19 protein-coding genes and 1 tRNA gene are annotated in these 24,920 nt (G+C 67.5%); 7 read left to right on the forward strand and 13 right to left on the reverse strand.

The features are described from left to right. Positions 1-38 precede the first annotated feature (38 nt). From ACTJI4_RS00790 to bioB, 4 genes are all read right to left on the reverse strand, one after another. Positions 39-821: an SDR family oxidoreductase gene (locus ACTJI4_RS00790; RefSeq protein ID WP_440868259.1), complete on the reverse strand. Its 783-nt coding sequence runs from the start codon at positions 819-821 to the stop codon at positions 39-41. Between the two features lie 58 nt (positions 822-879). Next, entirely contained in the window at positions 880-1,641 is a 762-nt protein-coding gene (bioH, locus tag ACTJI4_RS00795) for a pimeloyl-ACP methyl ester esterase BioH (protein ID WP_440868260.1), read from the reverse strand. Positions 1,642-1,663: 22 nt separating this feature from the next. Further along, positions 1,664-2,875: an 8-amino-7-oxononanoate synthase gene (gene bioF / locus ACTJI4_RS00800; RefSeq protein ID WP_392922483.1), complete on the reverse strand. Its 1,212-nt coding sequence runs from the start codon at positions 2,873-2,875 to the stop codon at positions 1,664-1,666. Between the two features lie 79 nt (positions 2,876-2,954). After that, positions 2,955-3,989: a biotin synthase BioB gene (gene bioB / locus ACTJI4_RS00805; protein WP_392922485.1), complete on the reverse strand. Its 1,035-nt coding sequence runs from the start codon at positions 3,987-3,989 to the stop codon at positions 2,955-2,957. A gap of 70 nt (positions 3,990-4,059) precedes the next feature. Between bioB and ACTJI4_RS00810 the strand changes: the two genes are divergently transcribed. Together ACTJI4_RS00810 and ACTJI4_RS00815 are read left to right on the forward strand one after the other, a co-directional pair. After that, positions 4,060-4,761: a ComF family protein gene (locus ACTJI4_RS00810; RefSeq protein ID WP_392922488.1), complete on the forward strand. Its 702-nt coding sequence runs from the start codon at positions 4,060-4,062 to the stop codon at positions 4,759-4,761. A 156-nt stretch (positions 4,762-4,917) separates the two neighbouring features. Then, positions 4,918-5,403, forward strand: a complete 486-nt coding sequence (locus ACTJI4_RS00815; protein ID WP_392922491.1) for a SecDF P1 head subdomain-containing protein — start codon at positions 4,918-4,920, stop codon at positions 5,401-5,403. A gap of 6 nt (positions 5,404-5,409) precedes the next feature. Here ACTJI4_RS00815 and ACTJI4_RS00820 read toward each other — a convergent pair whose 3' ends face one another. The 6 genes from ACTJI4_RS00820 to ACTJI4_RS00845 are packed head-to-tail and all read right to left on the reverse strand — an operon-like array spanning position 5,410 to position 12,649. Then, positions 5,410-7,218, reverse strand: coding sequence for an MFS transporter (locus ACTJI4_RS00820; RefSeq protein ID WP_440868261.1), 1,809 nt, complete (start codon positions 7,216-7,218; stop codon positions 5,410-5,412). Between the two features lie 50 nt (positions 7,219-7,268). Continuing rightward, positions 7,269-8,384 (reverse strand): N-acetylglucosamine-6-phosphate deacetylase, encoded by a 1,116-nt coding sequence (gene nagA, locus ACTJI4_RS00825; protein ID WP_392922497.1) that lies wholly within the window; start codon positions 8,382-8,384, stop codon positions 7,269-7,271. Beyond that, on the reverse strand, positions 8,381-9,157 hold the full coding sequence (locus ACTJI4_RS00830) for a DeoR family transcriptional regulator (RefSeq protein WP_068854349.1): 777 nt from the start codon (positions 9,155-9,157) through the stop codon (positions 8,381-8,383). Before ACTJI4_RS00830 ends, nagA begins: the two co-directional genes overlap by 4 nt. Positions 9,158-9,190: 33 nt before the next feature. After that, on the reverse strand, positions 9,191-10,519 hold the full coding sequence (locus ACTJI4_RS00835; RefSeq protein ID WP_440868262.1) for a D-tagatose-bisphosphate aldolase, class II, non-catalytic subunit: 1,329 nt from the start codon (positions 10,517-10,519) through the stop codon (positions 9,191-9,193). Positions 10,520-10,557: 38 nt separating this feature from the next. Then, a complete protein-coding gene (locus tag ACTJI4_RS00840) occupies positions 10,558-11,499 on the reverse strand; it encodes an ROK family protein (RefSeq protein WP_440868263.1) in 942 nt (313 codons plus the stop codon). Beyond that, a complete protein-coding gene (locus tag ACTJI4_RS00845) occupies positions 11,492-12,649 on the reverse strand; it encodes an SIS domain-containing protein (RefSeq protein ID WP_392922508.1) in 1,158 nt (385 codons plus the stop codon). Before ACTJI4_RS00845 ends, ACTJI4_RS00840 begins: the two co-directional genes overlap by 8 nt. 370 nt (positions 12,650-13,019) lie before the next feature. Here ACTJI4_RS00845 and ACTJI4_RS00850 point away from each other — a divergent pair, with 370 nt between their 5' ends. The 3 genes from ACTJI4_RS00850 (at position 13,020) to ACTJI4_RS00860 (ending at position 20,855) form a co-directional block, all read left to right on the forward strand. Next, on the forward strand, positions 13,020-16,325 hold the full coding sequence (locus ACTJI4_RS00850) for a TIM-barrel domain-containing protein (protein WP_440868616.1): 3,306 nt from the start codon (positions 13,020-13,022) through the stop codon (positions 16,323-16,325). 131 nt (positions 16,326-16,456) lie between these two features. Then, positions 16,457-19,447, forward strand: a complete 2,991-nt coding sequence (locus tag ACTJI4_RS00855; RefSeq protein ID WP_440868264.1) for a TonB-dependent receptor domain-containing protein — start codon at positions 16,457-16,459, stop codon at positions 19,445-19,447. A gap of 52 nt (positions 19,448-19,499) precedes the next feature. Next, on the forward strand, positions 19,500-20,855 hold the full coding sequence (locus ACTJI4_RS00860) for a Gfo/Idh/MocA family protein (RefSeq protein ID WP_440868265.1): 1,356 nt from the start codon (positions 19,500-19,502) through the stop codon (positions 20,853-20,855). Positions 20,856-20,917: 62 nt separating this feature from the next. On the opposite strand, the gene ACTJI4_RS00865 is transcribed toward ACTJI4_RS00860, so the two are convergent. The 3 genes from ACTJI4_RS00865 to ACTJI4_RS00875 form a co-directional block, all read right to left on the reverse strand. Next, positions 20,918-21,202, reverse strand: a complete 285-nt coding sequence (locus tag ACTJI4_RS00865; protein WP_440868266.1) for a hypothetical protein — start codon at positions 21,200-21,202, stop codon at positions 20,918-20,920. 61 nt (positions 21,203-21,263) lie between these two features. After that, the gene (locus tag ACTJI4_RS00870; RefSeq protein WP_392922520.1) at positions 21,264-21,971 is read right to left on the reverse strand and encodes a DUF433 domain-containing protein; all 708 of its coding nucleotides are present in this window, start codon (positions 21,969-21,971) and stop codon (positions 21,264-21,266) included. Positions 21,972-22,118: 147 nt separating this feature from the next. After that, a tRNA-Arg gene (locus ACTJI4_RS00875) sits at positions 22,119-22,195 on the reverse strand. Between the two features lie 161 nt (positions 22,196-22,356). Here ACTJI4_RS00875 and ubiA point away from each other — a divergent pair. Beyond that, positions 22,357-23,250: a 4-hydroxybenzoate octaprenyltransferase gene (ubiA, locus tag ACTJI4_RS00880; RefSeq protein ID WP_392922524.1), complete on the forward strand. Its 894-nt coding sequence runs from the start codon at positions 22,357-22,359 to the stop codon at positions 23,248-23,250. Positions 23,251-23,508: 258 nt separating this feature from the next. Next, positions 23,509-24,900, forward strand: coding sequence for a short-chain fatty acid transporter (locus ACTJI4_RS00885; RefSeq protein ID WP_392922911.1), 1,392 nt, complete (start codon positions 23,509-23,511; stop codon positions 24,898-24,900). Positions 24,901-24,920 lie beyond the last annotated feature (20 nt).

Consider the following 24,920-nt stretch of genomic DNA (forward strand, 5'->3'; position numbering starts at 1 on the left):
ATGCGGTAGCGCACGACCGTTGGTCGTGCGCCGGAAACTCAAAACGTGCCGGGGTAAGCCCCGCCATCAATCAACAGGTTCTGCCCGGTGATGTACCCCGACTGCGCGCTGCACAGGAACGCGCATGCCGCGCCGAACTCATCGGCGGTACCGAAGCGCCCGGCCGGAATGTGAGTGCGCCTGCGCTCGGCGATCTGCCCGGCATCCACGCCCTGCTGCTGGGCCATGTAGGCGAAGTTGCCGCGCAGCCGGTCGGTGTCGAACTGGCCGGGCAGCAGGTTGTTGAGGGTGACATTGTGGGCCACGGTACGGCGCGCCAGCCCGGCCACGAAGCCGGTCAGGCCCGAGCGCGCGCCATTGGACAGGCCGAGGATGTCGATGGGTGCCTTCACTGCAGAGGAGGTGATGTTGACCACGCGGCCGAAGCCGCGTTCGATCATGCCGTCCACCGTGGCACGGATCAGCGCGATCGGCGCCAGCATGTTCGCGTCAAGTGCGGCGATCCAGTCCTCGCGCTCGAACTGGCGGAAGTCGCCAGCAGGCGGCCCGCCGGCGTTGTTGACCAGGATATCCACCTGGGGGCACGCGGCCAGCGCGGCAGCGCGGCCGGTCTCGGTGGCGACATCGGCGACCACCGTGACCACCTTGGCGGCGCCCGGCAGCGCCCGCAGTTCGTCACCAGCGCGGGCCAGGGCTTCCTCACCGCGGGCGGCGATCACCACATTCACCCCTTCGCGCGCCAGGGCGCGTGCGCAGCCGAGTCCCAGACCCTTGCTGGCGGCGCAGACGAGGGCCCAGCGGCCGGCGATTCCAAGGTCCATGCATCAGCTCCGTAACAGGGGACAGGCGTACATGATCGGCGATGCGCGCGTGGGTCGGTCAGGAAAGCGAGGCAACGAAGTGTTGCAGCTGCGTCGCCACCTCGTCGGTATGGCCCAGGAACGGCGCGTGTCCGCCATGGGCCACCACATGCACGCTGGAACGCGGTGCCAGCGCGGCAGCGGCCTGCATCGCCCGCGCCGGGACCAGCCGATCGCGCTGCCCGGCCAACCACAGGCTGGGCACGGGCAGGCCGGGCAGGGCACCGCGCAGGTCGGTATGTTCCAGCAGACGCAGGCCCTCCTGCAGGGCCTGCGGGGTCGGCTCACCGCGCGCCACCAACGCTGCGCGCAGCGTGCGCAGTTCCTGCCGGGCGTGTTCGGAGCCCATCGCATCCAGGGCCAGGAAGCGCTCCAGCGTGCCGCGATAGTCCTGCGCCAGGTCCTGCCCGAACTGCTCGAAGACCGCCGTTTCCACCGCATGCGGCCAGCTCTCGCCGCGCACGAAGCACGGCGTGGCCGCGATCATCGCCAGCCCACGCACCTTGGGCAGCGTGGCCGCCGCATGCAGCGCGAACAGGCCGCCCAGCGACCAGCCGCACCACACGGCCGGCGGAGTCGCGCCGGCAATCGCACTGACCACGAATGGCAGGCGCAGCGGGGTGGCATCGTCGCGGCTGTTGCCGTGTCCCGGCAGGTCGACCAGGTGCAGCTCGAACTGCGCCGACAGGCGCTCCACCAGCGGCGCGAATACGCCGCCGTGCAGGGCCCAGCCGTGGATCAGGACCAGCGCCGGCCCGCTGCCGATCACCTCGATATGCATCCTCACACCCGACCGCCGTGCATCACGCGCTCAGCGCATCCAGCGTCTGCTGGCGCAGCACCTGGTCGCGTGCGTGGGCGATCGCATCGGTAAGCGCACGCACTTCCGGCACGGTGTGCAGCGCAGACAGCGTTACGCGCAGGCGCGCCTTGCCTTCCGGAACGGTCGGCGGGCGGATTGCGCTGACCAGGAAACCGGCTGCCTCCAGCGCCGCCGACAACCCCATCACCGTCGATTCGGCGCCGCACAGCAGCGGTTGGATCGGCGTATCGGAAGGCATCAGTTCCAGCCCATGCTGGCGCGCGCCGGCGCGGAATACGCCGACCAGTTCGGCCAGTCTTTCGCGGCGCCAGTCGTCGCGCCGTGCCAGCTTCACGGCGGCCAATGCCGCAGCAGCCTGCGCCGGCGGCACCGCCGTGGTGTAGATGTAGGGGCGCGCGGTTTCGGCCAGGTGCTGGATCATCGCCTCGTCGCCCACCACCAGCGCGCCGCTGCCACCCAGTGCCTTGCCCAGCGTGACCAGCTGCAGCGGCACGTCAGCCACGCCCAGCCCGGCGTCGGCCACGCAGCCGCGGCCATGCTCGCCGATCACGCCCACGCCATGCGCGTCGTCCACGTACAACACCGCTTCCTGCATGCGCGCCACCAGCGACAACGAACGCAGCGGGGCGATGTCGCCATCCATGCTGAAAACACCATCGGTGACCAGCATCGCCGCGCCATCGGGCGCGTGCTTGAGCTGGCGCAGCGCGCCCTCGGTGTCCAGGTGCGGGTAGCGGCGCAGCCGGCACCCGGCCAGGCGCGTGGCATCAAGCAGGCTGGCGTGGTTGAGCCGGTCCTGCACGCACACATCGTCTTCTTCGCTGAGCAGTGCCTGCTGCACCGCCAGGTTGGCGGTAAAGCCGCTGCCGAACAGCAGTGCACGCGGGTAGCCCAACCAGTCGGCCACTTCCTGTTCCAGCGCTTCATGCAGCGCATGGTGGCCGCAGATCAGGTGCGAGGCGGTCGCCCCGGCGCCTTCGCGCGCGGCGGCGTCCTGCAACGCGCTGACCACGCCGAACTGCTGGGACAGGCCCAGGTAGTCGTTGCTGCAGAAGCCGGTAAGCCACTGGCCATTGACCTCCAGGCGGACGCCATCGCGCCGGGTCACCGTGCGGCGCACGCGGATGCGGCCCTGCGCGTCGCTGAGCTTGCGCTGGGACTGGATGCGGTCGTGCAGGTCGGGACGGGCCATGGTGGTCACTGTCATGGGCAGGCAGGGCAGCTAGCGTACCCGGTTGCCGGGCGCTTCGCTGCACCGCCCGGGGAAGGGCTCAGGCCGCTTGTCCGCAGCCACCGCCCCCGGTGATATCGGCATGCACGGTACCGGGGTGGTCATGCCCGGACGCATCCACCTGCACCGCCATCGGGCGCAAGCCCAGCCGGCTGAACAGGGCCAGGTCGCGTTCGGTGTCCGGGTTGCCGGTGGTCAGCAGCTTTTCGCCGTAGAAAATCGAGTTGGCCCCGGCCAGGAAGCACAGCGCCTGCAGCTCATCGTTCATTGCCTCGCGCCCCGCCGACAGCCGCACCATCGCCCTGGGCATCACGATGCGCGCCACGGCGATCATCCGCACGAACTCGAACGGGTCCAGTTCGGCACTGCCATGCAGCGGCGTGCCGGGCACCTGCACCAGCCGGTTGATCGGCACTGAATCGGGGTGCGCGGGCAGGTTGGCCAGCGCCAGCAGCAGGCCGGCGCGGTGCGCACGGGTTTCGCCCATGCCGACGATGCCGCCGCAGCAGGTCTTCAGCCCGGCCTGGCGCACGTGTTGCAGCGTATCCAGCCGGTCCTGGTACTGGCGGGTGTGGATGATCGAGTCGTAGTAATCCGGCGCGGTATCCAGGTTGTGGTTGTAGTAGTCCAGCCCGGCCTCGCGCAGGGCCATGGCCTGCGCGCCGTCCAGCATGCCCAGCGTGGCGCAGGTTTCCAGGCCCAGTGCCTTCACCTCGCGGATCATCGCCGCCACCTTGGGGATGTCGCGGTCCTTGGGCGACCGCCACGCCGCGCCCATGCAGAACCGCGAGGCCCCGGCGGCCTTGGCCAGGCGGGCCTTGGCGACCACGTCGTCGGTGGCCATCAGCTTCTGCGCGCTCACCCCGGTGTCGTAGCGCTGGGCCTGCGGGCAGTACGCGCAGTCTTCCGGGCAGCCGCCGGTCTTGACCGAGAGCAGGGTTGAGACCTGCACCTCGGTGGGATCGAAGTGCTCCCGGTGCACGGCCGCCGCCCGGTACAGCAGCTCCGGGAGGGGCAGGTTGAACAGCGCCAGCAGCTCCTCGGGGTGCCAGTCGTGGCGGATGACAGAAGCCATGGGAGTGTCCTGACAGATTGGGGAACGAAGGGGCGGCAGTCTGGTGAGGTTGAAGGAGGCTGTCAACCATATGGACTTTCGAAAAGTTTACGATGCGCTGGGCTGGTTGGGGCATCACTGCCTGCCGCTGCGTTGCCTGGTCTGCGCCCATCCGGGAAACGACGGTCTGGATCTGTGCGCCGCCTGCTACGCCGAGCTTCCCTGGAACGACCATGCCTGCCCGATGTGCGCGCTGCCGCTGCCGCCGGACGAACCGGCCGAGGTGTGCGGTGCCTGCCTGACCGCACCGCCGCGGCAGGTCGGGGCGGCGGCGACCTTCCTGTATGCGCCGCCGATCGACCGGCTGGTGCTGCGCTTCAAGTTCCACCAGGACCTGGCCGCCGGGCGGCTGCTCTCGCAGCTGATGCTGCACGCAGTGCCGCACTTCGCGCAGTACCCGCTGCTGCCAATGCCGCTGCATGGTCGTCGGCTGCGTGAGCGGGGTTACGACCAGGCCCGGGAACTGGCCCGCCCGCTGGCGCGGGGGCTGCAGTTGCCGCTGTGGACCGGGCTGTGCCGCAGCCGGGCGACCCTGGCCCAGTCCACGCTGGACGCCGACGCGCGTCGCCAGAACCTTAAAGGCGCCTTCGCCGTGCGGGCGAGCCCGCCGGCCCGGCTGGTCCTCGTGGATGATGTGATGACCACCGGGGCGACTCTGGACGCCGCCGTGAGGGCGCTGCGCCGGTCCGGCCTGCAGGAGGCCATGCTGTGGGTCTGCGCCCGGGCGCCGTGAACCTTGCCATGGCCTGCACAGGACGTAGGCCTGGCATCGCGGTTGGACCTCCTCCCAGGAACACCGTCATTAGCCAGGCTCCGGAACTGCGGCTGCGCAGGTTGCGTTGAACGCCCCGGTTCGGGCCACAATGCTCGAAACAACGGGAGTATCGCAATGCGCAACGGATGGCGATGGTGCCTGGCAGCAGCCAGCCTGCTGCTGGTCACGGCATGCAACCAGGACGAAAAGGCGGGGCTGACCCCTGCTGCGCAGGGCAACCCGCCGCGCACCGATGTACGCATCGAAATGCGCCCGGTCGCCGAAGACGGCAAGCCGGGCGTCGAGGTGCGCTTCGCCGATGGGGAGACTGTCAAACTCGCCAATCCGCCCGTGTTCACAACGGGCGCTATTGCCCGGGTGCACCAGGCGCTCGACGCGGAAGGCAAGGCCACCGTGTACTACGCGTTCACCGAGGCCGCCGCGCCGCGCATCCATAGCGCCACCGAGCGCCTGGTCGGACGGACGATGGTGCTCACCGTCGATGGCGAACCGATCTCCCGGGCAACCCTCAGCGGCCCCTTCGGCGAGAGCATGATGACCTCGGGCCTTGAGGCAGACGAAGCCGCCGCGCTGGTTACCCGGCTCACCGGGCGACCGTAGCGCTGTCTAGCGGAACCGCGCTTCGATCTCCTCCAGCGTCTTGCCCTTGGTTTCCGGCAGCAGGAATGCGGCCACCAGGAAGTACAGCAGCGTGCAACCCGCCCAGAAGAAGAACATGCTGGCGTAGCCGTGGTGGCCCACGGTGGGCAGGAAGATCGCGGCGATCACGGTGGACACGAACTGGTTGAGCAGAAGCGCGATGCTCATGCCGTTGGAGCGGATGCGGGTGGGCATCAGCTCCGACAGCGCCAGCCACACGCATACGCCCGGGCCGACCGCGAAGAACGCCACGAACAGCAGGATGCAGCTGGCCACCAGCCAGCCGTGGGTAGGCGAGGGCACCGGGCCGATGACCGCGCGTTCGATCACCAGCGGTGCCTGCACGGCGGCGGCCGGGTCCGGGAACGGATTGAGGTGGATGCGGCGGAAGAACGCGCCGATCACGCTGTCGGCCGAGACCGCGTCTTCGCGGCGGATCTGCAGCGTGGCATCGATGGGATTGTCGCTGCGCAGCGAACGCACGTTGCTGAAGCCGCCGTAGGCGTAGGACACCGTGAGCTGCAGCGGTTGCCCGTCGGCGTTGCCATCCAGCCGCCGCCACTGCGCGGCATCCATCGGCAGCGACAGTGACTGCCGGTACACCTGCTGCTGCAGCGCGGCCTGGACATCCAGCCGCCCATGCTCGCTGCGCACGAACAGCAGGGCCGCACCGAGCAGGGCGATGGTGATGCCGCCGGTGCCCAGCATCAGCAGGAACTTGCGGCCTTTGCGATCCACCAGCACCAGCGCGACGATGGTCATCAGCGCATTGAGCAGCTTGATCGAGACATCGGCCCAGTTGGCCACCGCGCCAGGAAGCCCGGCCTGGTTGAGGATGTTCACCGCATAGGCGAGCACCGAGTTGATGCCGGTGGCCTGGGTGAAGGCCAGCACCAGGCAGGCCAGTACGAAAGGCCACACATAGCGGCGGCTCAGCAGTGGATCGCGCTTGGCGGGCGTGCCGTCGCTGGCCGGTGCGTCGGGCGCCTGCATCCGCGACAGCGTGGCTTCCACCTCCGCAGGCGCGACCGTGCGCTGCAGGGCACTACGCGCTTTCCCGATCCGGCCGCGCCGCACCAGCCAACGGGGCGATTCGCTGATAAACAGCGCGCCGCCGGTGAACACCACCCCGGGCAGCAGGCAACTCCAGAAGATGGTGCGCCAGGCATGGTCCTTCACCGCGAACAACAGGCGCTGCTGCTCCTCGCCGGGCAGGTGGCGCACCGCGGCCGCGGCAGCATCCACGCTGTGCGCGTGGTACAGCCCGATCACCGCCGCCAGCACCAGCCCGATGGTGAGCAGCAGCTGGAACATCGCCGCGCCACGTCCGCGCCGTTCGGGACTCAATACCTCAGCGAGGTACAGCGGCACCACCACGCCGATCAGGCCACCGCTGATGCCCTGCAGCAGGCGCCCCATCAACAGCGGCCCATAGCCTTCGGACAGCGCCATCACCGGAATGCTCGCGGTGAACAGCACCCCGGCCAGCAACATCGTGCCGCGCCGGCCGATCAGGTCGGCCACCGCGCCCGCGAACAACGAGGACAGCACGCTGCCCAGCAGCACCGCCGCCACCACGAAGCCGAGCTGCTGGGTGGTGAGATGCCAGCTGGCGGTGGCCGTGGCTTCCAGGTAGGGCAGCGCGCCGGCAATGATGCCGATGTCGATGCCATAGAGCAGGCCGCCCATGCCGCCGATGAAGAGCAGATAGCGCACCGGCCAACGCGGCGCATTGGCGGAAGCGGGCACGGGCATCACGGCGGAAGCGTCGTTCATGGTGCGGTCCTGTCTACGTTGGAACGCGCCGTTACGCGGCGCGGAATCACTCAGTCAAGCGCGATGCGTTCGCCTTCCACGACCACCTGCTGCACGTGCAGGTCATGGTCGAGCACGACCAGATCCGCCCACGCGCCGGGCTGCAGGCGGCCGCGGTCATCCAGGCCCAGATAGTCGGCGGGGTAGCGTGAAACACGGTTGGATGCGTCATCCAGCGCCAGTCCCAGCGCAACCAGGTTGCGCAGGGCCTGGTCCATGGTCAGCGCGCTGCCGGCCAGCGAGCCGCTTTCCAGGCGGACGCAGCCCAGGCACTTGTGCACGCGCTGCACGCCGAGCGCGTACTCGCCATCGGGCATGCCGGTGGCAGCGGTGGCGTCGGTCACGCAATACAGGCGCGGAATCGCGCGCAGCGCGGTGCGGATCGCGCCGGGGTGAACGTGCTGAAGGTCGGGAATGAGTTCGGCGTACTCGGCATGCGCCAGCGCTGCGGTGGCGATGCCGGGCTGGTAGTGGTCCACGCCGGTCATGCCGTTGAACAGGTGGGTGAAGCCGGCGGCGCCCGCCTCGAGCGCGGCCACGCCCTCCCCGTAACTGCCGGCGCTGTGACCCAGCTGCACACGGATGCCAAGTTCGCTCAACGCGGGAATCAATGCCAGGTGCTGGCCGATCTCCGGCGCCAGGGTCAGCACCTTGATCGGCGCGATGGCGTGCAGGCGGCGCACATCCTCAAGCGTGGCTTCCACCACCAGCGGCGGCTGCGCACCCAGGCGCTCGGCGCTGATGAACGGGCCTTCCAGGTGCACGCCCAACACACGCGCCATGCCGCTGTCGCGCTGCGCAATCGCGGTGGAGAGGCCCTGCAGCGCACGCACGATGTCGTCCGCCTCGGCGGTCATGGTGGTGCCCAGCAGCGCGGTGGTGCCATGCCGCGCGTGCGCGCGCGCCACCGTCTGCGCGGTATCCCCGCCCTGCATGATGTCCACCCCGGCACCGCCATGCACGTGCAGGTCGATGAAACCGGGAAGGATCAGCGGCACCTCGTCATCGCCACGGGGGTCGGCGTGGGCGCTGTTGATCGACACGATGCGCTGGTCAAAGGCGATGTCGCCGCGCACCCACCCGAACGGGGTCAGCACGCGGCCATGCAGGGTGGAAACCGGGTTCAAGGCGGCGACTCGGCAATGATCACTTCGATGCCCAGCTTCTGCAGCCCTTCCAGGTACTCTGCATCGATGCTGGCGTCGGTGATGATGGTGTGGACCTGGTCCAGGCGGGCGATGCGGTGCAGGCTGACGTGGCCGAACTTGGAGGCGTCGGTGAGCACCACCACGCGGCGTGCGCGCTCCACCATGCGGTGGTTGAGGCGGGCCTCGGCTTCATGGTGGGTGGTGAGCCCGAACTGCAGGTCCAGCCCGTCCACGCCCAGGAACAGGGTGTCGAAGCTGTAGGTGTTGAGGCTGGCTTCGGCCTGGCTGCCCTGCAGCGACAGCGACTGCTTGCGCAGCAGGCCACCGGTGAGCAGCAGTTCCACGCCCGGTGCGTTGGCCAGCTCCCAGGCGATGTTCAGGCCGTTGGTCATCACCGTCACGTCGCGGTGTTCGCGCAGGTGGCGTGCCAGGGTCATGGTGGTCGAACCCGAATCGATGATGATGTTGTCGCCGGCCCGCACCAGTCGCGCGGCATGCGCGCCGATGCTGTCCTTCAGCGGCAGGTTCAGGGTGTCCTTCTCATGGATATCCTGCTCCAGCGGCGGCTTGCGCACCAGGGTGGCGCCGCCGTGGGTACGCGTGGCCAGGCCCTGCGCTTCGATGTGGGTGAGGTCGGCGCGGATGGTCACTGCCGAGACGCCGAAGCGCTCCACCAGTTCGCTGACCTGCACGTTGCCGTGTTCGACCAGCAACTGCAGGATCTGTTGGCGGCGCTGCCGTGTGTTGCGCATGGGGGCGATTCCGTTCGGAAGGAAAGCCGAAGCTTACCGTTCCGAAAGCTCCGTCGCAGAAAAAGCTTCGTTATCTGCGCCGAACGCATTGCGAGCGCAAGCCCGGGCGTACTCGGCCAAGCGCAGCCCCACCTTGTGCCGGATCAGCGCAAGCGGTTCGGCCGCCAGCTCACCGGCCTGCACGGCGCGCAGCTGTTCGGGCAGGTACTGGCTGAGCAGCATCAGCGGGGGGGCATGGCGGGTGAGGTTGTCGATCAGGGTGGCCAGCGCGGCCTGCACGGACGGTTCACCCCAGTAGTAGCGGCTGCGGTCACTCAGGGAATAGGCGCGCAGCAGGCGTTGCTCGTGCGCGTCGCCCTGGTAGTAGCTGGCCCAGCTGCCCGGCTTGTCGAGCATGCAGCGGTCCAGCACGTCGATGATCCGTGACGCTTCCGCAGCGGGAAGGAGCTCGCGCTCGATCATCGCCAGCGCGAACACCGCTTCGCGGAACGCATACGTCGCCGCCGGCCCGACCTTGAGGATGGCGAAGTGGTCGCGCACCAGCGCATGCAGGCCGGCTTCGGTCTGGTAATCGGTGGAATGCGCTTCGAACACGATGCGCGGCTGGGTTTCCACGAACGCGGACAGCTCGCGGGCGGCAGCCGGGTCATAGTGGTGCACGCTGCTGTGGTCGAAATCCACGCCGGGCTGCACCACCATCGCAATCACGCGTTCCCAGGCGGGCAACAGATCCGGTGTGGAGAACGCCTCGCGATGGATCGCCAGCGTGATGGCGGCGGCGGTGGGCGTGGTCACGGCCAACCCGCCTTGCAACGACGCTTCGCCGCCAGGCACCGGCACTTCGGTACCGATCACGTACACCGGTGGCGGCAGTCCGTTCTCCGCGGCGGTGCGTTCGGCGATGCGCGCAAGTTCGGCTGAGCGCGCGGCCACGATCGCATCCGGCAGCGGGGTCGGGTCATCGGCGCAGGACATGCTGCAATCGAGGTGGATCTTGTGGAAGCCGGCGGCCACATAGGCGGCAATCAGGGTGCGTGCATTGGCCATCGCGACCTCGGCCGGTCCCTTCTGCCAGGCGTTCGGGCCGAGATGGTCGCCGCCCAGGATCAGCCGCTCCGCCGGGAAGCCCTGGCTGCGCGCCAGCTGCAACACGTAATCGCGGTACTGCGGCGGGGTCATGCCGGTGTAGCCGCCGAACTGGTCGACCTGGTTGGAGGTGGCTTCGATCAGCAGCACGGTACCGTGCGCGCGCGCGACCTGCATGGCGGCCAGCAGCACCTGCTCGTTGCTGCAGCACACGCTGTACAGGCCAACGGGCCGGCCCTGGCGATGGGCGTCGATCAACGATTGGACGGCGGACATGGCAACACTCCAGGTGCAGCGGAACGGAAAGAAAGGACTCAGTGCGCGGGATGGTGCTGGCGCGCCAGCAGCGCCGCGCCGCGTGCACCGCCGGCATCGCCGAAGGCCGGCGGCAGGATCGGCGGCACGCGCACCCCGTTGAACAGGTAGGGCGCAATGGCGGCAGGCAGGTCGCGGTACAACTGCTCCAGCTTCGACAGCCCGCCGCCCAGCACGATCACGTGCGGGTCCAGCGCCAGGATCAGGCTGGCGAAGCTGTAGCCGAGCAGGTCGCGGTGGATGGCCAGTGCCTGCAGCGCGATCGGATCGCCGGCCTGCGCCTGCTCCACCACGGCGGTGGCGTCGCAGGCCAGGCCGCCATGGCGTTCATGGATCAACGCCAGGCCGCTGCCGGAGACATAGCGCTCCAGGCAGCCGCGCAGGCCACAGCCGCAGTCCAGCAGCGGGAGGTCATGGCGCAGCTGCAGGGTGGCCGGCAGGCTCCAGTGGCCCCATTCGCCGGCAATGCCGTTGTTGCCGGCCACCAGCTTGCCGTCCAGGCAATAGCCACCGCCTGCGCCGGTGCCGAGGATCACCCCGAACATGCTGGGGTAACCGGCGGCGGCGCCGTCGTGTGCTTCGGACAATGCAAAGCACTGCAGATCGTTGCCCAGTGCCAGCGGGCGCTGCAGTCGTGCTTCCAGGTCATGCCCCACCGCGCGGCCACTCAGCGCGGGCACGTTGGCGCTCAACTGGCGGCCGCTGTCGCGATCGCGCACGCCGGGCAGGCCAAGGCCTACGGCAACGGAACGCGTGCCCAGCGCGGCATCCGCGTCGTCGACCAGCTGGCCGACGGCAGCCACAAAGGCGGCGAAGTCATTCGTGGGCGTCGCCACGCGCTGGCGGTAATGCACGTTCAGCGCAGCGTCGCAGGCCACCAGTTCGATCTTGGTGCCGCCGATATCGATGCCGTACCAGGTCTGCATGCGGTGCTCAGCCATGGGCGTGGATCGTCACGCCCTGCACCACGCGGTTGACCGTGCCATCCGGGAAGGGATTATCCGGGGTCAGCCCGAGCGCGGCCGAACGCTGCAGCGCGAAGCACTGCGCCATCACCAGCCACAGCGGAGCCAGCCACGGGTCGGGCAGGGCAGGTACATCCAGCAGGAAATCGCCGTCGGCACCGTCGCCGCCGGCCGGGCCGACCGAGATCACGCGCGCGGCGATGCCGTCGCGGCGCAGCTCTTCCAGCAGGTCCTGCTCGTAGCGTCGCGCCAGCGGCTGCGCGCTGCGCAGCACCACCACCAACGTGGTGCCGTCGAGCGTGGATTTTGGCCCGTGGCGGAACCCGAGCGGGCTGTTGGCCAGCGCCAGCACCCGGCCGGCGGTGAGTTCCAGCACCTTCAGCGCTGCCTCGCGCGCCGTTGCTTCCAGTGGACCACTGCCCAGGTAGATCACACGCGAGATATCGGCGCGCGCGAGCGTTGCGACCGGGGCGTCCCATTTGCCTAGCGCCTGCGTACCGCGCTCGGCCAGGCTGCGCAGGCGCGCAATGCGCTCGGCCCATAACGCGCCATCGAACACGCTCAACGCAGCCAGCAGCATGCAGCTCAGGCTGCTGGTCATGGCGAAGGCACGGTCGCAGCTGGCCGGCGGCATCAGCAGCGACAGGGTATCGCCGCGGCCCTGGCCGCGCTGGGCCAGCGCGCCGTCGGCGTTGCAGGTGATGTCCAGGAAGCGTGCGTCGTCCACCTGCGCCCGCACCAGGTCCACCGCCGCCACGCTTTCCGGGCTGGAGCCGCTGCGCCCGAACGACACCAGCAGGGTCGGGCGGTCGCGCTGCAGGTACAGCGCCGGATGGGTGAGCAGGGTAGTGGTGTGGATGGCACGGACGTCTGCCGGCCACTGCGCATTGATCTGGTCGGCGACCATCTCGGCGATGAAGCCCGAACTGCCAGCACCGGTAAAGATGACCCGCTGCCCGGGCCGGCGCAGCGCGTCACCCAGGAACGCATCGATGCGTTCACGGGCGCCCTCCAACACGTCGGCCAATGCCAACCACAGCGCCGGTTGCTGCGCGATCTCTTCAGCGGTGTGCGCGCCACCCAGGCGCTGCCAGGTGGGCATATCGGGGAGCAGAGTGACGTCCATTCGCTATTCCTGTTGGGCGACCGCACGATCAGCGTTTTCTTTCGAAATGTCAAATATCGAAAGATTAAAATAAGATGTCTCGATCACAGTTTTCATTCGAAATGTCGGTCTCTGCCGGAATTCACGTCGCTATCCCTTCGCTGGACAAAGGAAATTTCACCCATTCAGCGGGCAGAAAGAAAGTGGTGCTTCGCATCATCTTTCGTTTTGGTAGAATTCCTAATATTTTTCCTTTTCAATTTCTTGACATCTTTCGATCGCCTGCCCCATAGTCGGCCGCACTGGTTTCGGACACCCGCCAAGCGCGGGCCTTGGGGGCGAAGTGGTTACCCGTTGTCGACGCACCGTACTGGCTACCTCTGTTCTGGCGCTGTTGGCCGCCACGCCAGCGCTGGCCGCACCAGCGGGCAACCTGAGCGCGTTACGTGCCGAGCCGGCAGCGTCGGCCACTGCCTGGACCCTGACCACCGATACCGGCATGAGCGTGCGCGTGGACCTGCTGCGCACCGACCTGCTGCGCGTACAGGCCAGCCGCACCGGCAGCCTGCAGCCGGCCGGCGACAAGGCTGCCCCCATCGTGCTGCCGCAGCCGACGGCTCCCGTGCCGTTCCAGCTGGAAGAAGATGGCGACGAAGTACGCATCCGCACCGATGCGATGGTGCTGCACATCCAGCGCCAGCCGCTGCGCCTTGCACTGGACCGGCGCGAGGCCGGCAAGGACCTGCCACTGTGGCGCGAACTGCAGCCGTTGGACCTGGACACCGCGCAGAGCGTGCAGGTGCTGAGCAGCCAGGCCGACGAACAGTTCGTCGGCGGTGGCCAGCAGAACGGGCGCTTCGCCTTCAAGGGGCGTGAGCTGGAGGTGTCGTATTCCGGCGGCTGGGAAGAGGGCGATCGCCCCAACCCGGCGCCGATGCTGCTCAGCTCCCGCGGCTGGGGCATGCTGCGCAACACCTGGAGCGATGGCAGCTACGACCTGCGCCAGGCGGACCAGGCCATCCTGCTGCACCGCGAGGATCGCTTTGATGCGTACTACTTCGTTGGCGCGGGCCTGCCCGCGCTGCTGGACCGCTACACCGCACTGACGGGGCGCGCCGCACTGCTGCCGCGCTGGGCGTTCTCGTACGGCGATGCCGACTGCTACAACGATGGCGACAACATCAAGAAGCCCGGCAGCGTGCCGGAAGGCTGGCGCGATGGCCCCACCGGCACCACCCCGGACGTGGTCGACAGCGTAGCCAGGCAGTACCGCGAGCACGACATGCCCGGCGGCTGGATCCTGCCCAACGATGGCTACGGCTGCGGCTACAAGGCCTTGCCGGAAACGGTGAAGGGCCTGGCCGGCTACGGCTTCAAGACCGGGCTGTGGACCGAAAACTGCGTGGACAAGATCGCCTGGGAAGTGGGTACCGCCGGCAGCCGCGTGCAGAAGCTGGACGTGGCCTGGACCGGCAAGGGCCACCAGTTCGCGATGGATGCCAACCAGTCCGCATTCAACGGCATCCTGCACAACTCCGATTCGCGACCGTTCCTGTGGACGGTAATGGGCTGGGCCGGTATCCAACGCTACGCGGTGGCCTGGACGGGCGACCAGAGCAGCAGCTGGGATTACATCCGCTGGCACATTCCCACTCTGGTCGGTTCCGGCCTCTCGGGCATGGCCTATGCCAGCGGCGACGTGGATGCGATCTTCGGTGGCAGTGCCGAAACCTTCACCCGCGACCTGCAGTGGAAAAGCTTCACCCCGGTACTGATGGGCATGTCCGGCTGGTCGGGGAGTGCGCGCAAGCATCCGTGGTGGTTCGACGAGCCCTACCGCAGCGTCAACCGTGACTACCTCAAGCTGAAAATGCGCATGACCCCGTACATGTACGGGCTGGCACATGACGCGGCCACTACCGGCGCGCCGATCCTGCGCGCGCTGATGTGGGATTACCCGCAGGACCCCAACGCCTGGAACGAAACCTACAAGTACCAGTTCCTGCTCGGCCGCGACCTGCTGGTGGCGCCGGTCTACCGCAGCCAGGCGGCCAGCCGGGGATGGCGCCGCGATATCCACCTGCCGCAGGGGCGCTGGATCGATTACTGGGATGGCCGCGCGCTGCAGGTCGGTGCCGAAGGCCGCCAGCTGGACCGCCCGGTCGACCTGGCCACCATTCCCCTGTTCGTGCGCGCCGGTGCCATCGTGCCGATGTACCCGGAGATGTTGTACGACGGGCAGAAGCCGCTCGATGAGGTCACCTTCGACCTGTATCCGCAGGGCCGCTCGCAGTACACCCTGTACGAAGACGACGGCAACACCCGTCGCTACGAGAAGGGCGAATCCAGCCAGCAGCAGGTGACCATGCAGGCCCCGGCGCAGGGCAGTGGACCGGTGCAGGTGACCATCGACGGCGTGCGCGGGCAGTATCAGGGCCAGCTGGCAAAGCGCCGCTACGCGCTGCGCGTGCTCAGCCGGCAGAAGCCGGCGGCGGTCAGCCTGGAGGGTCGCGCGCTGCCGATGCTCGCTGACGCAGCGGCGTGGCAGGCCGCGCCGGAAGGCTGGTACTTCGATGCCGGCGAGCGGCGCGGCACCGTGCACGTGCGTACCGTCCCCACCGACATCCGCCAGCCGCTCGACTTCCAGCTCGATATCGCGCAGGCACCGGCCGCCGCAGACGATGTCTTCCCCCCCGCACCGGTGCTGGGCCGCGCGCTGCCGGCCGACAGCCTGCTGGTGGTCAACCGCCCGGCCGAAGAGCGCGGCTACGAACTGGAGAAGGCCTTCGACGACGATCCGGCTACCTGGTTCCGCACCGTGCGCAATCAGGCCGTGCGCACCGGTGCCCACGAATGGGTGATCGGCTTCGGCGAGCGCCGCCTGATCGACGGCATCGCACTGGCCCCGCGCAACGACCAGCACTGGAAGAGCGGGCAGATCCGCGACTACGAGATCTACCTGGCCGACACCAATGGCGAATGGGGCGAGCCGATCAAGCGCGGCCGCCTGGCGCTGAAGCAGGACCTGCAGCAGATCGACTTCCCCGCCCGTGCCGGCCGCCTGCTGCGCTTCCGCGTGCTCAGCGTGCAGAACCCGGACGGCGATGGGGCCGCTGGCAGCGACCCGATGGTCACCGCTGCGCAGGGTAGCGTGGCTCGTGCGGTGGATGCTTTGCAGCCACGCGACGTGGGCCCGATCACCCTGTCCACGTTCCAGATCCTGGAACACCAGGTGGCAGAACGTCCGGCACAGCAGCGCTATCTATCCGAACTGACCTTGCCGGCTGCGGCCACCGCACAGGTGCGTGCCGACCTCGCCTTCCAGGGCGGCCAACCCATGCGCATGAATGGCCTGCTGTTCCGCCATGGCCTTGGCGTGGGCCCGGCCAGCCGCATCGACCTGCAGCTGCAGGGCCAGTGGCGCCTGCTGCGTGCCGACCTGGGCATTGACGATGCCTGCCGCAGCGCCGGTGGCATGCAGTTCCAGATCTGGGGCGATGACCGCCTGCTCTATGACAGCGGTCTGGTGACGGCGCCGGGCGTGGTCAAACCTGAACTGGATATCCGCGGCCTGCAGCGCTTGAGCCTGCGCACGCTGGGCGCACAAGGCACGCAGCCCGCACAGGTGTGTGGCAACTGGGCCAATGCTGCACTGATCGGACAGGAGGGCGATACCGCCACCATCGTGTCGCCGTAACCCAGGAACGTATCGAAAAAAGACTTCCCCACCGTTTCCCGACTACGGCCCGCCGGCCGTGGTGCGGGGGACTGTTGCCCGAAACAACCCACCCAGGCAGCCCCACGCTGCGGAAGCACAAGGAGCCAAAGATGTTGAACGAACGCCATCGCCATCGCCGCATCCCCGCTACACCCTTGTCCGTCGCGTTGGGGCTTGCCCTGGCGGTGAGCGGTCCGGCATTTGCCCAGGACGACGACAGCGCCGTTGGCGCCAAGGCCAGGGCGGATGCTACCGAACTGGCCCGGGTGCAGGTCACTGGCTCCAACATCCGCCGCAGCGACGTGGAGACCTCCTCGCCGGTGCAGGTGATCAGCAAGCAGGACATCGAGAACATGGGCGCGCGCACGCTGCTGCAGGTGCTCGACAATCTGCCCGCCGCGCGACCGGGCCAGCAGGATTCACGGTCGCTGTTCACCGGTTCCGACGGCGCTTCCCAGGCCAACCTGCGTGGCTTGGGTGCACAGGGCACGCTGGTGCTGCTCAACGGCCGTCGCCTGTCGTACTACGGTGCGCCGGCCGGCTTCCAGACCCAGTTCGTCAACATCGACGCGATCCCGGCGGCCGCCATCGAACGCATGGAAGTGCTTACCGATGGCGCCTCTGCCGTCTACGGCACCGACGCGGTGGCCGGCGTCATCAACGTGATCACCAAGCGCTCCTACCAGGGCGCCGAGATCAACATCACCGCCGACAAGTCGTCACGCATCGATTCCTACGGCGAGCAACAGGGCAGCATCACTGCCGGCTTCGGCGACCTGGATGAAGACCGCTACAACGTCTACGCCTCGGTGAACCTCTACCGCCGCAATGCGATTCCGCTGAGCGATTTCTACGACAAGCGGCCCCCGCAGTACTACGTCAACAACCCCAACTATGTCCCCGGCCTGCGCCTGGGCACCGGCAGCAGGCCGGGTGAGTTCAACCCGGGCAGCTTCTTCGCGTTCGATCCCACCACCAACGCGCTGAAGCGTGAGGCTGCGCCGGGCTGCAACAACGTGCTGGTCGAGGCTGCCGGCACACGCTGCATCTGGGAAACGTGGATGAACCGCGAGATTGACGCCGGCGCCAAGACCGAGCGCGCCACCGCCTATGTCAGCTCGCACTTCCTGATCGGCGACACCACCGAAGCCTTCGCCGAAGTCACCTACACCGATATCGACCTGACCGCCAACGGCGGCACGCCTTCGGCCTACAACACCAGTACCGGCAATCCCTCGAGCTGGTATTCGCGCAACACCGGAAACACGGTCAACCAGTTCCTCACTCCCTACCTCGGACCCAACAACGTCTACAACCTGGCCAGTCCCGAACTCAAGGCACTGATGGGCGGCGTGGTGGGCCTGAACTACCTGATGCAGGATGTGGGCGACGGCCACTTCGGCCAGCGCAACACCGACCAGAGCTACCGCGTGCTGGCCGGGCTGCGTGGCAGCCTCGGCGAGGACTGGAACTGGGAAACCGCCTTCGCCACGGCGGGCACGCACTCTGTCACCTACCAGACCATCAACGTGAACCTGGACGGCTTCGAACGCGCGTTCGGCCCGTACACGATCGACCCGGGCACGGGCCGGGTGATCATCTCCGACAACCCGGCCTACCAGTTCGGCGTCATCAACGAGTCCAACGCCAAGCTGATCCGCGAGGCATACCCCACCTTCGACATCCAGTCGTGGACCCGCCTGCATACGCTCGACGGCAAGATCGAAGGCCCGCTCTTCAGCATGCCGGCCGGCGACGTGCGCGCCGCCTTCGGCTTCAACGCCACCCGCGAAACGTTCTATACGCCGGGTAACGAAGACGCCGCCAACGGGCTGATCACCCAGCAGGGCGGCTCGTGGTTCGATGGCAAGCGCAACACCTACGCGCTGTTTGCCGAAGCCGTGGCCCCGCTCACCGACAAGCTGGAGCTGGATGCGGCGCTGCGCGTGGACAAGTACCCCAACTTCAGCGCCAACCTGGCCCCGAAGATCGGCCTGAAATACCAGGTGCTGCCGCAACTGCTGCTGCGCGGAACCTACTCCGAAGGCTTCCGCGCGCCCAGCCTGGCCGAAGCGGGCACTGGTGGGGTGTTCGCCCAGCTCGGTGGTTTTGAGGACGACATCCGCTGCGATGAGACCAATGCCATCGCCAACCTGCTGCGCCAGTCCAACCGACCGGGCGACGTGGACCTGGGCAACACGCTGCTCAACAGCGACTGCAGCCGCACCGTGGCCCGCATGACCCAGCCCAACCAGGACCTGAAGCCGGAGAAGGCCAAGATCTCCACGCTCGGGTTCGTCTATGAGCCGGCGAGCTGGATGTCGATCTCGGCCGACTACTGGTTCATCTACCGCCGCAATGAGATCGCCGCGCCGGACTACAGCAAGGAACAGGACATCCTGTCGATGACCCGCAACCCGATCAGTGACAACGATCGGGCCAACGAGGCCGCGCTGGCGCAGATGTGCGCGGACCCGGCCAGCGGCGTGAGCTGCCCGGGCGCGCTGCCCGGCTACAGCGTGGGCAACGTGGCCGCCGTGGTGGGCCAATACAAGAACCAGGGCCGCACCCTGGTGGACGGCTTCGACATCGACGCACGCAGCCGCTTTTCGCTGGGCGGTTGGGGCGCGCTGAACATCGGCGTGGCCGCCACCATCGCGCGTCGCAAGGAAGCCTATATCGACGACACGGATCGCTGGTACTACGGCAACACCATCGGCTACTACGGCAACCCGCGCATGCGTGCCACGTTCAACGCCGACTGGTCCTACAAGCAGGTCACCACCAGCTTCTTCGTCAATTATGTGGGCGGCACCAAGTGGGCGTGGGACCGCGTGGACGCCGAAGACAACAACCCGGATACCTGCACCGCCGGCTCTCTTCCGGTGAACCCGGCCCAGTGCGACGGGGTGCCGTCGTGGTGGACCGCCAACCTGAGCGTGGGCTGGCGCCCGGATGACCATTGGAGCCTGGGCTTCACGGTCAAGAACCTGTTCAACCGTCTGCCGTTCTACGACCCGAACAGTTTCCTCGGTGACTCCAGTGACTATGCCAGCATCTTCGGCCGCAGCTACAGTCTGCAGGTCGGCTACACGTTCTGATTGTTCCAGCGCGCCGGTCAAGACGGCGCGCTTCCAAACGGAGTAACGTTCCATGAAGCGTAGGGAATTCATTGCCGCCGGTGCGGCCCTGGCCGCCACCAGCCTGTTGCCGCAGACCCCGGCCTGGGCACGCGGGCGCACGCTGCGCCTGGGCCTGATCGGCACCGGCATGCGCGGCCAGGTGCTGCTCAAGGAGCTGGTTCGCCGCGACGATGTCGAGGTGGTCGCGCTGTGCGACATCGAACCGATCATGCTCAAGCGCGGCATGGACATGGTGGCCAAGGCCGGCAAAAAGGCGCCCACCGCCTACGGCCAGGACGGCGACCGCAACGCGTGGAAACGGCTCCTCGAACAGCGCGGCCTGGATGGCGTGATCATCGCCACGCCGTGGGAATACCACGCCCCGATGGCGATCGCCGCCATGCAGGCCAAGGTCGCGGTGGGCTGTGAGGTGGTCGCCGGCATCACCCTGCAGGACCACTGGGACGTGCTCAAGACCCAGCTTTCCACCGGCACCCCGTACATGCTGCTGGAGAACGTCTGCTACCGCCGCGATGTGATGGCCACCCTGCAGATGGTGCGCAACGGCCTGTTCGGCGAACTGGTGCACCTGCAGGCCGGTTACCAGCACGACCTGCGCGGGGTGAAGTTCAACTCCGGCGATCCGTCGCAGCCGTACGACAGCGGCGTGGAATTCGGCCCGCATGCATGGTCCGAAGCGCGCTGGCGCACCCAGCATTCGGTGGACCGCAACGGCGAGCTGTACCCCAGCCACGGCATCGGCCCGTGCGCCATGTACACCGGCATCAACCGCGGCAACCGTTTCACCCATATCAACGCGTTCGCCAGCAAGGCGCGTGGGCTGCATGAGTACACGGTGGCCAAGAGTGGTGGCACCAGCCACCCCAGCACCAAGGTGAAGTTCAAGCTGGGTGACATCGTCACCACCACACTGGCCTGCGAGAACGGCGAAACCATCCTGCTGCAGCACGACACCTCGCTGCCGCGCCCGTACTCCATGGGCTTCCGCGTGCAGGGCACCAAGGGCTTGTGGATGGATGTGAACCAGTCCATCCACATCGAAGGCCGCAGTCCGCCGCACAAGTGGGAACCGTTCAAGGCCTACCAGGACCAGTACGAGCATCCGCTGTGGAAGCAGCACGCCGACACCGCCGCCAGCGCCGGCCACGGCGGCATGGACTGGTTCGTGATCCACGCCTTCGTCGAAGCCCTCAAGGCCAAGGCGCCGATGCCGATCGACATCTACGATGCCATCACCTGGAGCGCGATCACCCCGCTGTCGGAACAGTCCATCGCCAACAGCTTCCAGACCCTGGAGTTCCCGGACTTCACCGCCGGCCTGTGGCAGCAGCGCAAGCCGATTTTTGCGTTCGACGGGACGTTTTGACCCCAATGCGTAGAGCCGGGCTCTGCCCGGCTCTGCATTACCCGCATCACACAGCGCGTGGCCTAGCGCGTGGAACGAACCGGCGTCAGGCGCCCAAGGGGCGCCCGAAGATGCGGCACTTTGAAGATGCTGCCGGGGGCGGCATCCTCCGCCTTGCGCATCATCTCCGGCCACCATTCAAGCAGGCGCGCAGCAGAATGGTAGAGATCAAGCGTGTTCCACCCTTTGGAAAGCACGAAGACGATCAACCCCAGATGCTGGATAGCGTCGCGCTCTTTCGTGCGTCGATGGTGTTGATCCAGGGTGACGTGGACCCGGACGCCTTGTTCCACTGCGATGTGGAACAAGGTGATATCCGACGTTCCAGCACCGATGAAGTCCCGGGGAGATTCTCGTCGATCTGTGCTTTCAAGACGCGATCTGCCGCTCGTAAGCCACTGCCACACGCACGGCGGCCTCCGGAATCTCGTAGATCCGGGCGACATGCCGGGCGTTGCTGCCCCTTGGCCTGAGTGAATCCACGATCGCGGCGGTGGGCACTCCGGAGCGGGTCAGAATGGGTTGTCCGAACCGGCGGTCAGGATCCAGCACGACCTCGCGCGAGCCCCGCACCGGGAACCATCGCGCTGCCATGTCATCCATCCCGAGCTCGATGCCTGAGCGAAGCGACGGGGCAATGACTCGCTTCATCACGTCCTGGCGCCTGGCGACATCCACCAGCGAACTGGCCCCGCTGTCGCCCAGCAGTTCCATGAAGATGCGGCGACCATCGGTCTTGAAGTGGGTACTGGTGAAGGGGTACTGCACGCCCAGACGTTCCCGCAGTTCTTCAATCGTATGGCGGATCACTTTCAACGGAACGCCGCTGGCAGCAAACGTCTGGATGAAGCGCGCTTCGATCAGGTCGCGGAATCCGAGGCCATCGATACCTATCTCTGCCAGCTGGGACGTCCACAGGGGGGCATGGGCGGGTTGGCCGTCATGGCGTGGACCGTAGCCCTTCAGCCAGCGTCTCAGCTGCGCGGGCTTGCCGCCGATGAAGCGGGCAGCGTCTGCATACGAGTACAGGCCGATGCCAAAGCCAAGGGATTCCAGTGATTGCGCGGCGATACCCACGGTAAAGATCCTTCCTGAAACAACCGTCGTCCAGCCGATCCTACGCCGGGACACCGGGTAGCACGTGCGACGCCGGGCCACCTTCGCATATGAAGACAACGCCTATGGCCGAAAACGGGTGCGCCGTCATGTAATGCAAGGGGAAGATGGTGCGCCCGGAGGGATTCGAACCCCCGACCAATGGCTTCGGAAGCCACTACTCTATCCGGCTGAGCTACGGGCGCATCTTGGGACCGCCGCACCACCGGCGGGCCGGGGTGGGCATCGCAGCGCCATGAGGCGGTGCGGGACGGGCATTCTATCCGTAAACGCGGCGCAGGTCTGCCCCCTTGAGTGAATCGCACCGGATGGCGCCCGACATGGGCCTTGGCGGTATCCTTGACGCATGGCTTACGAACGTTTTGACGCCCCCGCCGGTGCTTCGCCGTCGCGCTGGGGCCAGTACTGGAAACTGATGCGCGCCGATCGTCCGATCGGCACCCTGCTGCTGCTGTGGCCCACCTGGTGGGCGCTGTGGCTGGCCGCCGGCGGGCTGCCGCCGCTGTGGATCCTGTTCGTGTTCACTGCCGGAGTGTGGCTGACGCGTTCGGCCGGCTGCGTGATCAACGATTACGCCGACCGCTGGCTGGACCCGCACGTAAAGCGCACCAAGGACCGTCCCCTGGCCAGCGGCCGGGTGTCCGGCCGCGAGGCGCTGGTGCTGTTCGCCGGGTTGATGCTGGTGGCCTTCGCGCTGGTGCTGACCCTGAACGCGCTCACCATCGGCATGAGCTTCATCGGCATCTTCCTGGCCGCCAGTTACCCCTACCTCAAGCGTTACACCCACCTGCCGCAGGTCTATCTGGGGATGGCGTTCGGCTGGGGCATCCCGATGGCGTTCGCCGCCATCCAGGGCGAAGTGCCGGTGATCGGCTGGCTGCTGTACGGCGCCAACATCCTGTGGTCCACCGCCTACGACACCTGGTACGCCATGGTCGATCGCGACGATGACCTGAAGATGGGCTCGCACTCCACCGCCATCCTGTTCGGCGACCTGGACCTGGTCATCCAGGGCATTCTGTATGCGCTGTTCCTGGGCACCATGGCGCTGGTCGGTGTTCGTGGCGGGCTTGGGCTCTACTACTGGCTGGGCGTGGCAGTGGCCGCCGGGCTGATCGCTTACGAATTCTGGATCGCCCGCAAGCGCGAGCGCGATCCATGCTTCAAGGCGTTCCTGCACAACAACTGGGTGGGTGCGGCGTTGTTCGCTGGTATCGCGGCAGCGTTGGCTGCTGCCTGAGAGCCACCCGACCAACGGTCGGGTGCTACCACCGGTTACCGGCCAACGGTCGGGTGCGACCCGATCCGTGTGCGCTGGCGCCTGGACGGCAGGTCACGACCGTTGGTCGTGACGCCGCGGACCCCCCCCGTTCATGACATCAGGTTGCGACCAATAGGTGACTGACAGCCTTGTCCCCCCTCCGGCACACTGCCCCCAATGAACCTGGGAGGGTAGGGCATGGCGGGCAACGCAGCGGCGGCACCACGGGACGGCTGGATGGCACGCGCGGCGCTGCGCTCGGCGGCCTGGGCCGAGAAGTGGTTCCCCGACGCGTACGTGTTCGCGGTGCTGGGCGTGGTGATCGTCGCGGTGGCGGCCATGAGCTTCGGTGCCACCCCGCAGGCCACCGCCAAAGCCTTCGGCGACGGCTTCTGGAGCCTGATTCCCTTCACCATGCAGATGGCCTTCGTGGTCATCGGCGGCTATTCGGTCGCCACCGCTCCCGTGGTAGCGCGCTTCATCGAACTGCTGGCCCGGGCGCCGCGCACCGGGCGGGGCGCGGTGGTATACGTGGGCCTGATCAGCATGCTGGCCTCGCTGCTCAGCTGGGGCTTTTCGCTGGTGTTCGGCGGGCTGCTGGTGCGTGCACTGGCCCGCCGCCAGGAACTGCAGATGGACTACCGCGCCGCGGGGGCCTCGGCATACCTGGGCCTTGGCGCGGTATGGGCGATGGGCCTGAGTTCCTCGGCCGCCCAGCTGCAGGCCAACCCGGCCAGCATGCCGCCCGGCCTGGTGGAAATCACCGGCGTGCTGCCCTTCACCGAAACCATTTTCCTGTGGCAGTCCATCGCGCTCACCGCCGCGCTGATCCTGGTCTCCCTGCTGATCGCGTGGCTGACCGCTCCCGGTCCGGCCACAGCACGCACCGCCAGTGACTTCGCCGGGGCCGCGCAGGCCGAACCGGAGCCACTGCAGCCGCGCACGCGCGCCGGCGAATGGCTGGAATACAGCCCGCTGCTGACCGTGCTGTTGTCGTTGCTGGCGTTCGGCTGGTTGTTCGGCGAATTCGCCAGCAAGCCAGTGGTGACCGCCATCGCCAACCTCAACACCTACAATTTCCTGTTCATCTCACTTGGCCTGCTGCTGCACTGGCGGCCGCGCAGCTTCCTCAACGCGGTGGCCAAGGCCGTGCCCAGCACCACCGGCGTGCTGATCCAGTTCCCGCTGTACGGCGGCATCGCGATGATCCTCACCCATGCCGTGGGCACTGGCGGGGAAACGCTGGCGCATCGCCTGTCCACCGTGTTCGTGCAGATCGCCACCACTGACACTTTCGCACTGGTGATGGGCATCTACTCGGCGGTGCTGGGCTTCTTCGTGCCCTCCGGCGGCGGCAAGTGGATCATCGAAGCGCCCTACGTCATGCAGGCGGCCAACGAACTGCACGCCCACCTGGGCTGGGCCGTGCAGGTGTACAACGCCGCCGAGGCGTTGCCCAACCTGATCAATCCATTCTGGATGCTCCCGCTGCTGGGCGTATTGGGATTGAAGGCACGCGACATCGTGGGCTTCACCTTCATCCAGCTGCTGGTGCACATTCCGCTGGTGCTGGGCCTGCTCTGGCTGCTGGGCATGACCCTCACCTACGTGCCACCGGTAATGCCGTAGCGCGTGGCCCGACGGCGGAA

Origin of the sequence: Stenotrophomonas sp. 22385, from assembly GCF_052045085.1 — a bacterium.
Lineage (GTDB): Bacteria > Pseudomonadota > Gammaproteobacteria > Xanthomonadales > Xanthomonadaceae > Stenotrophomonas.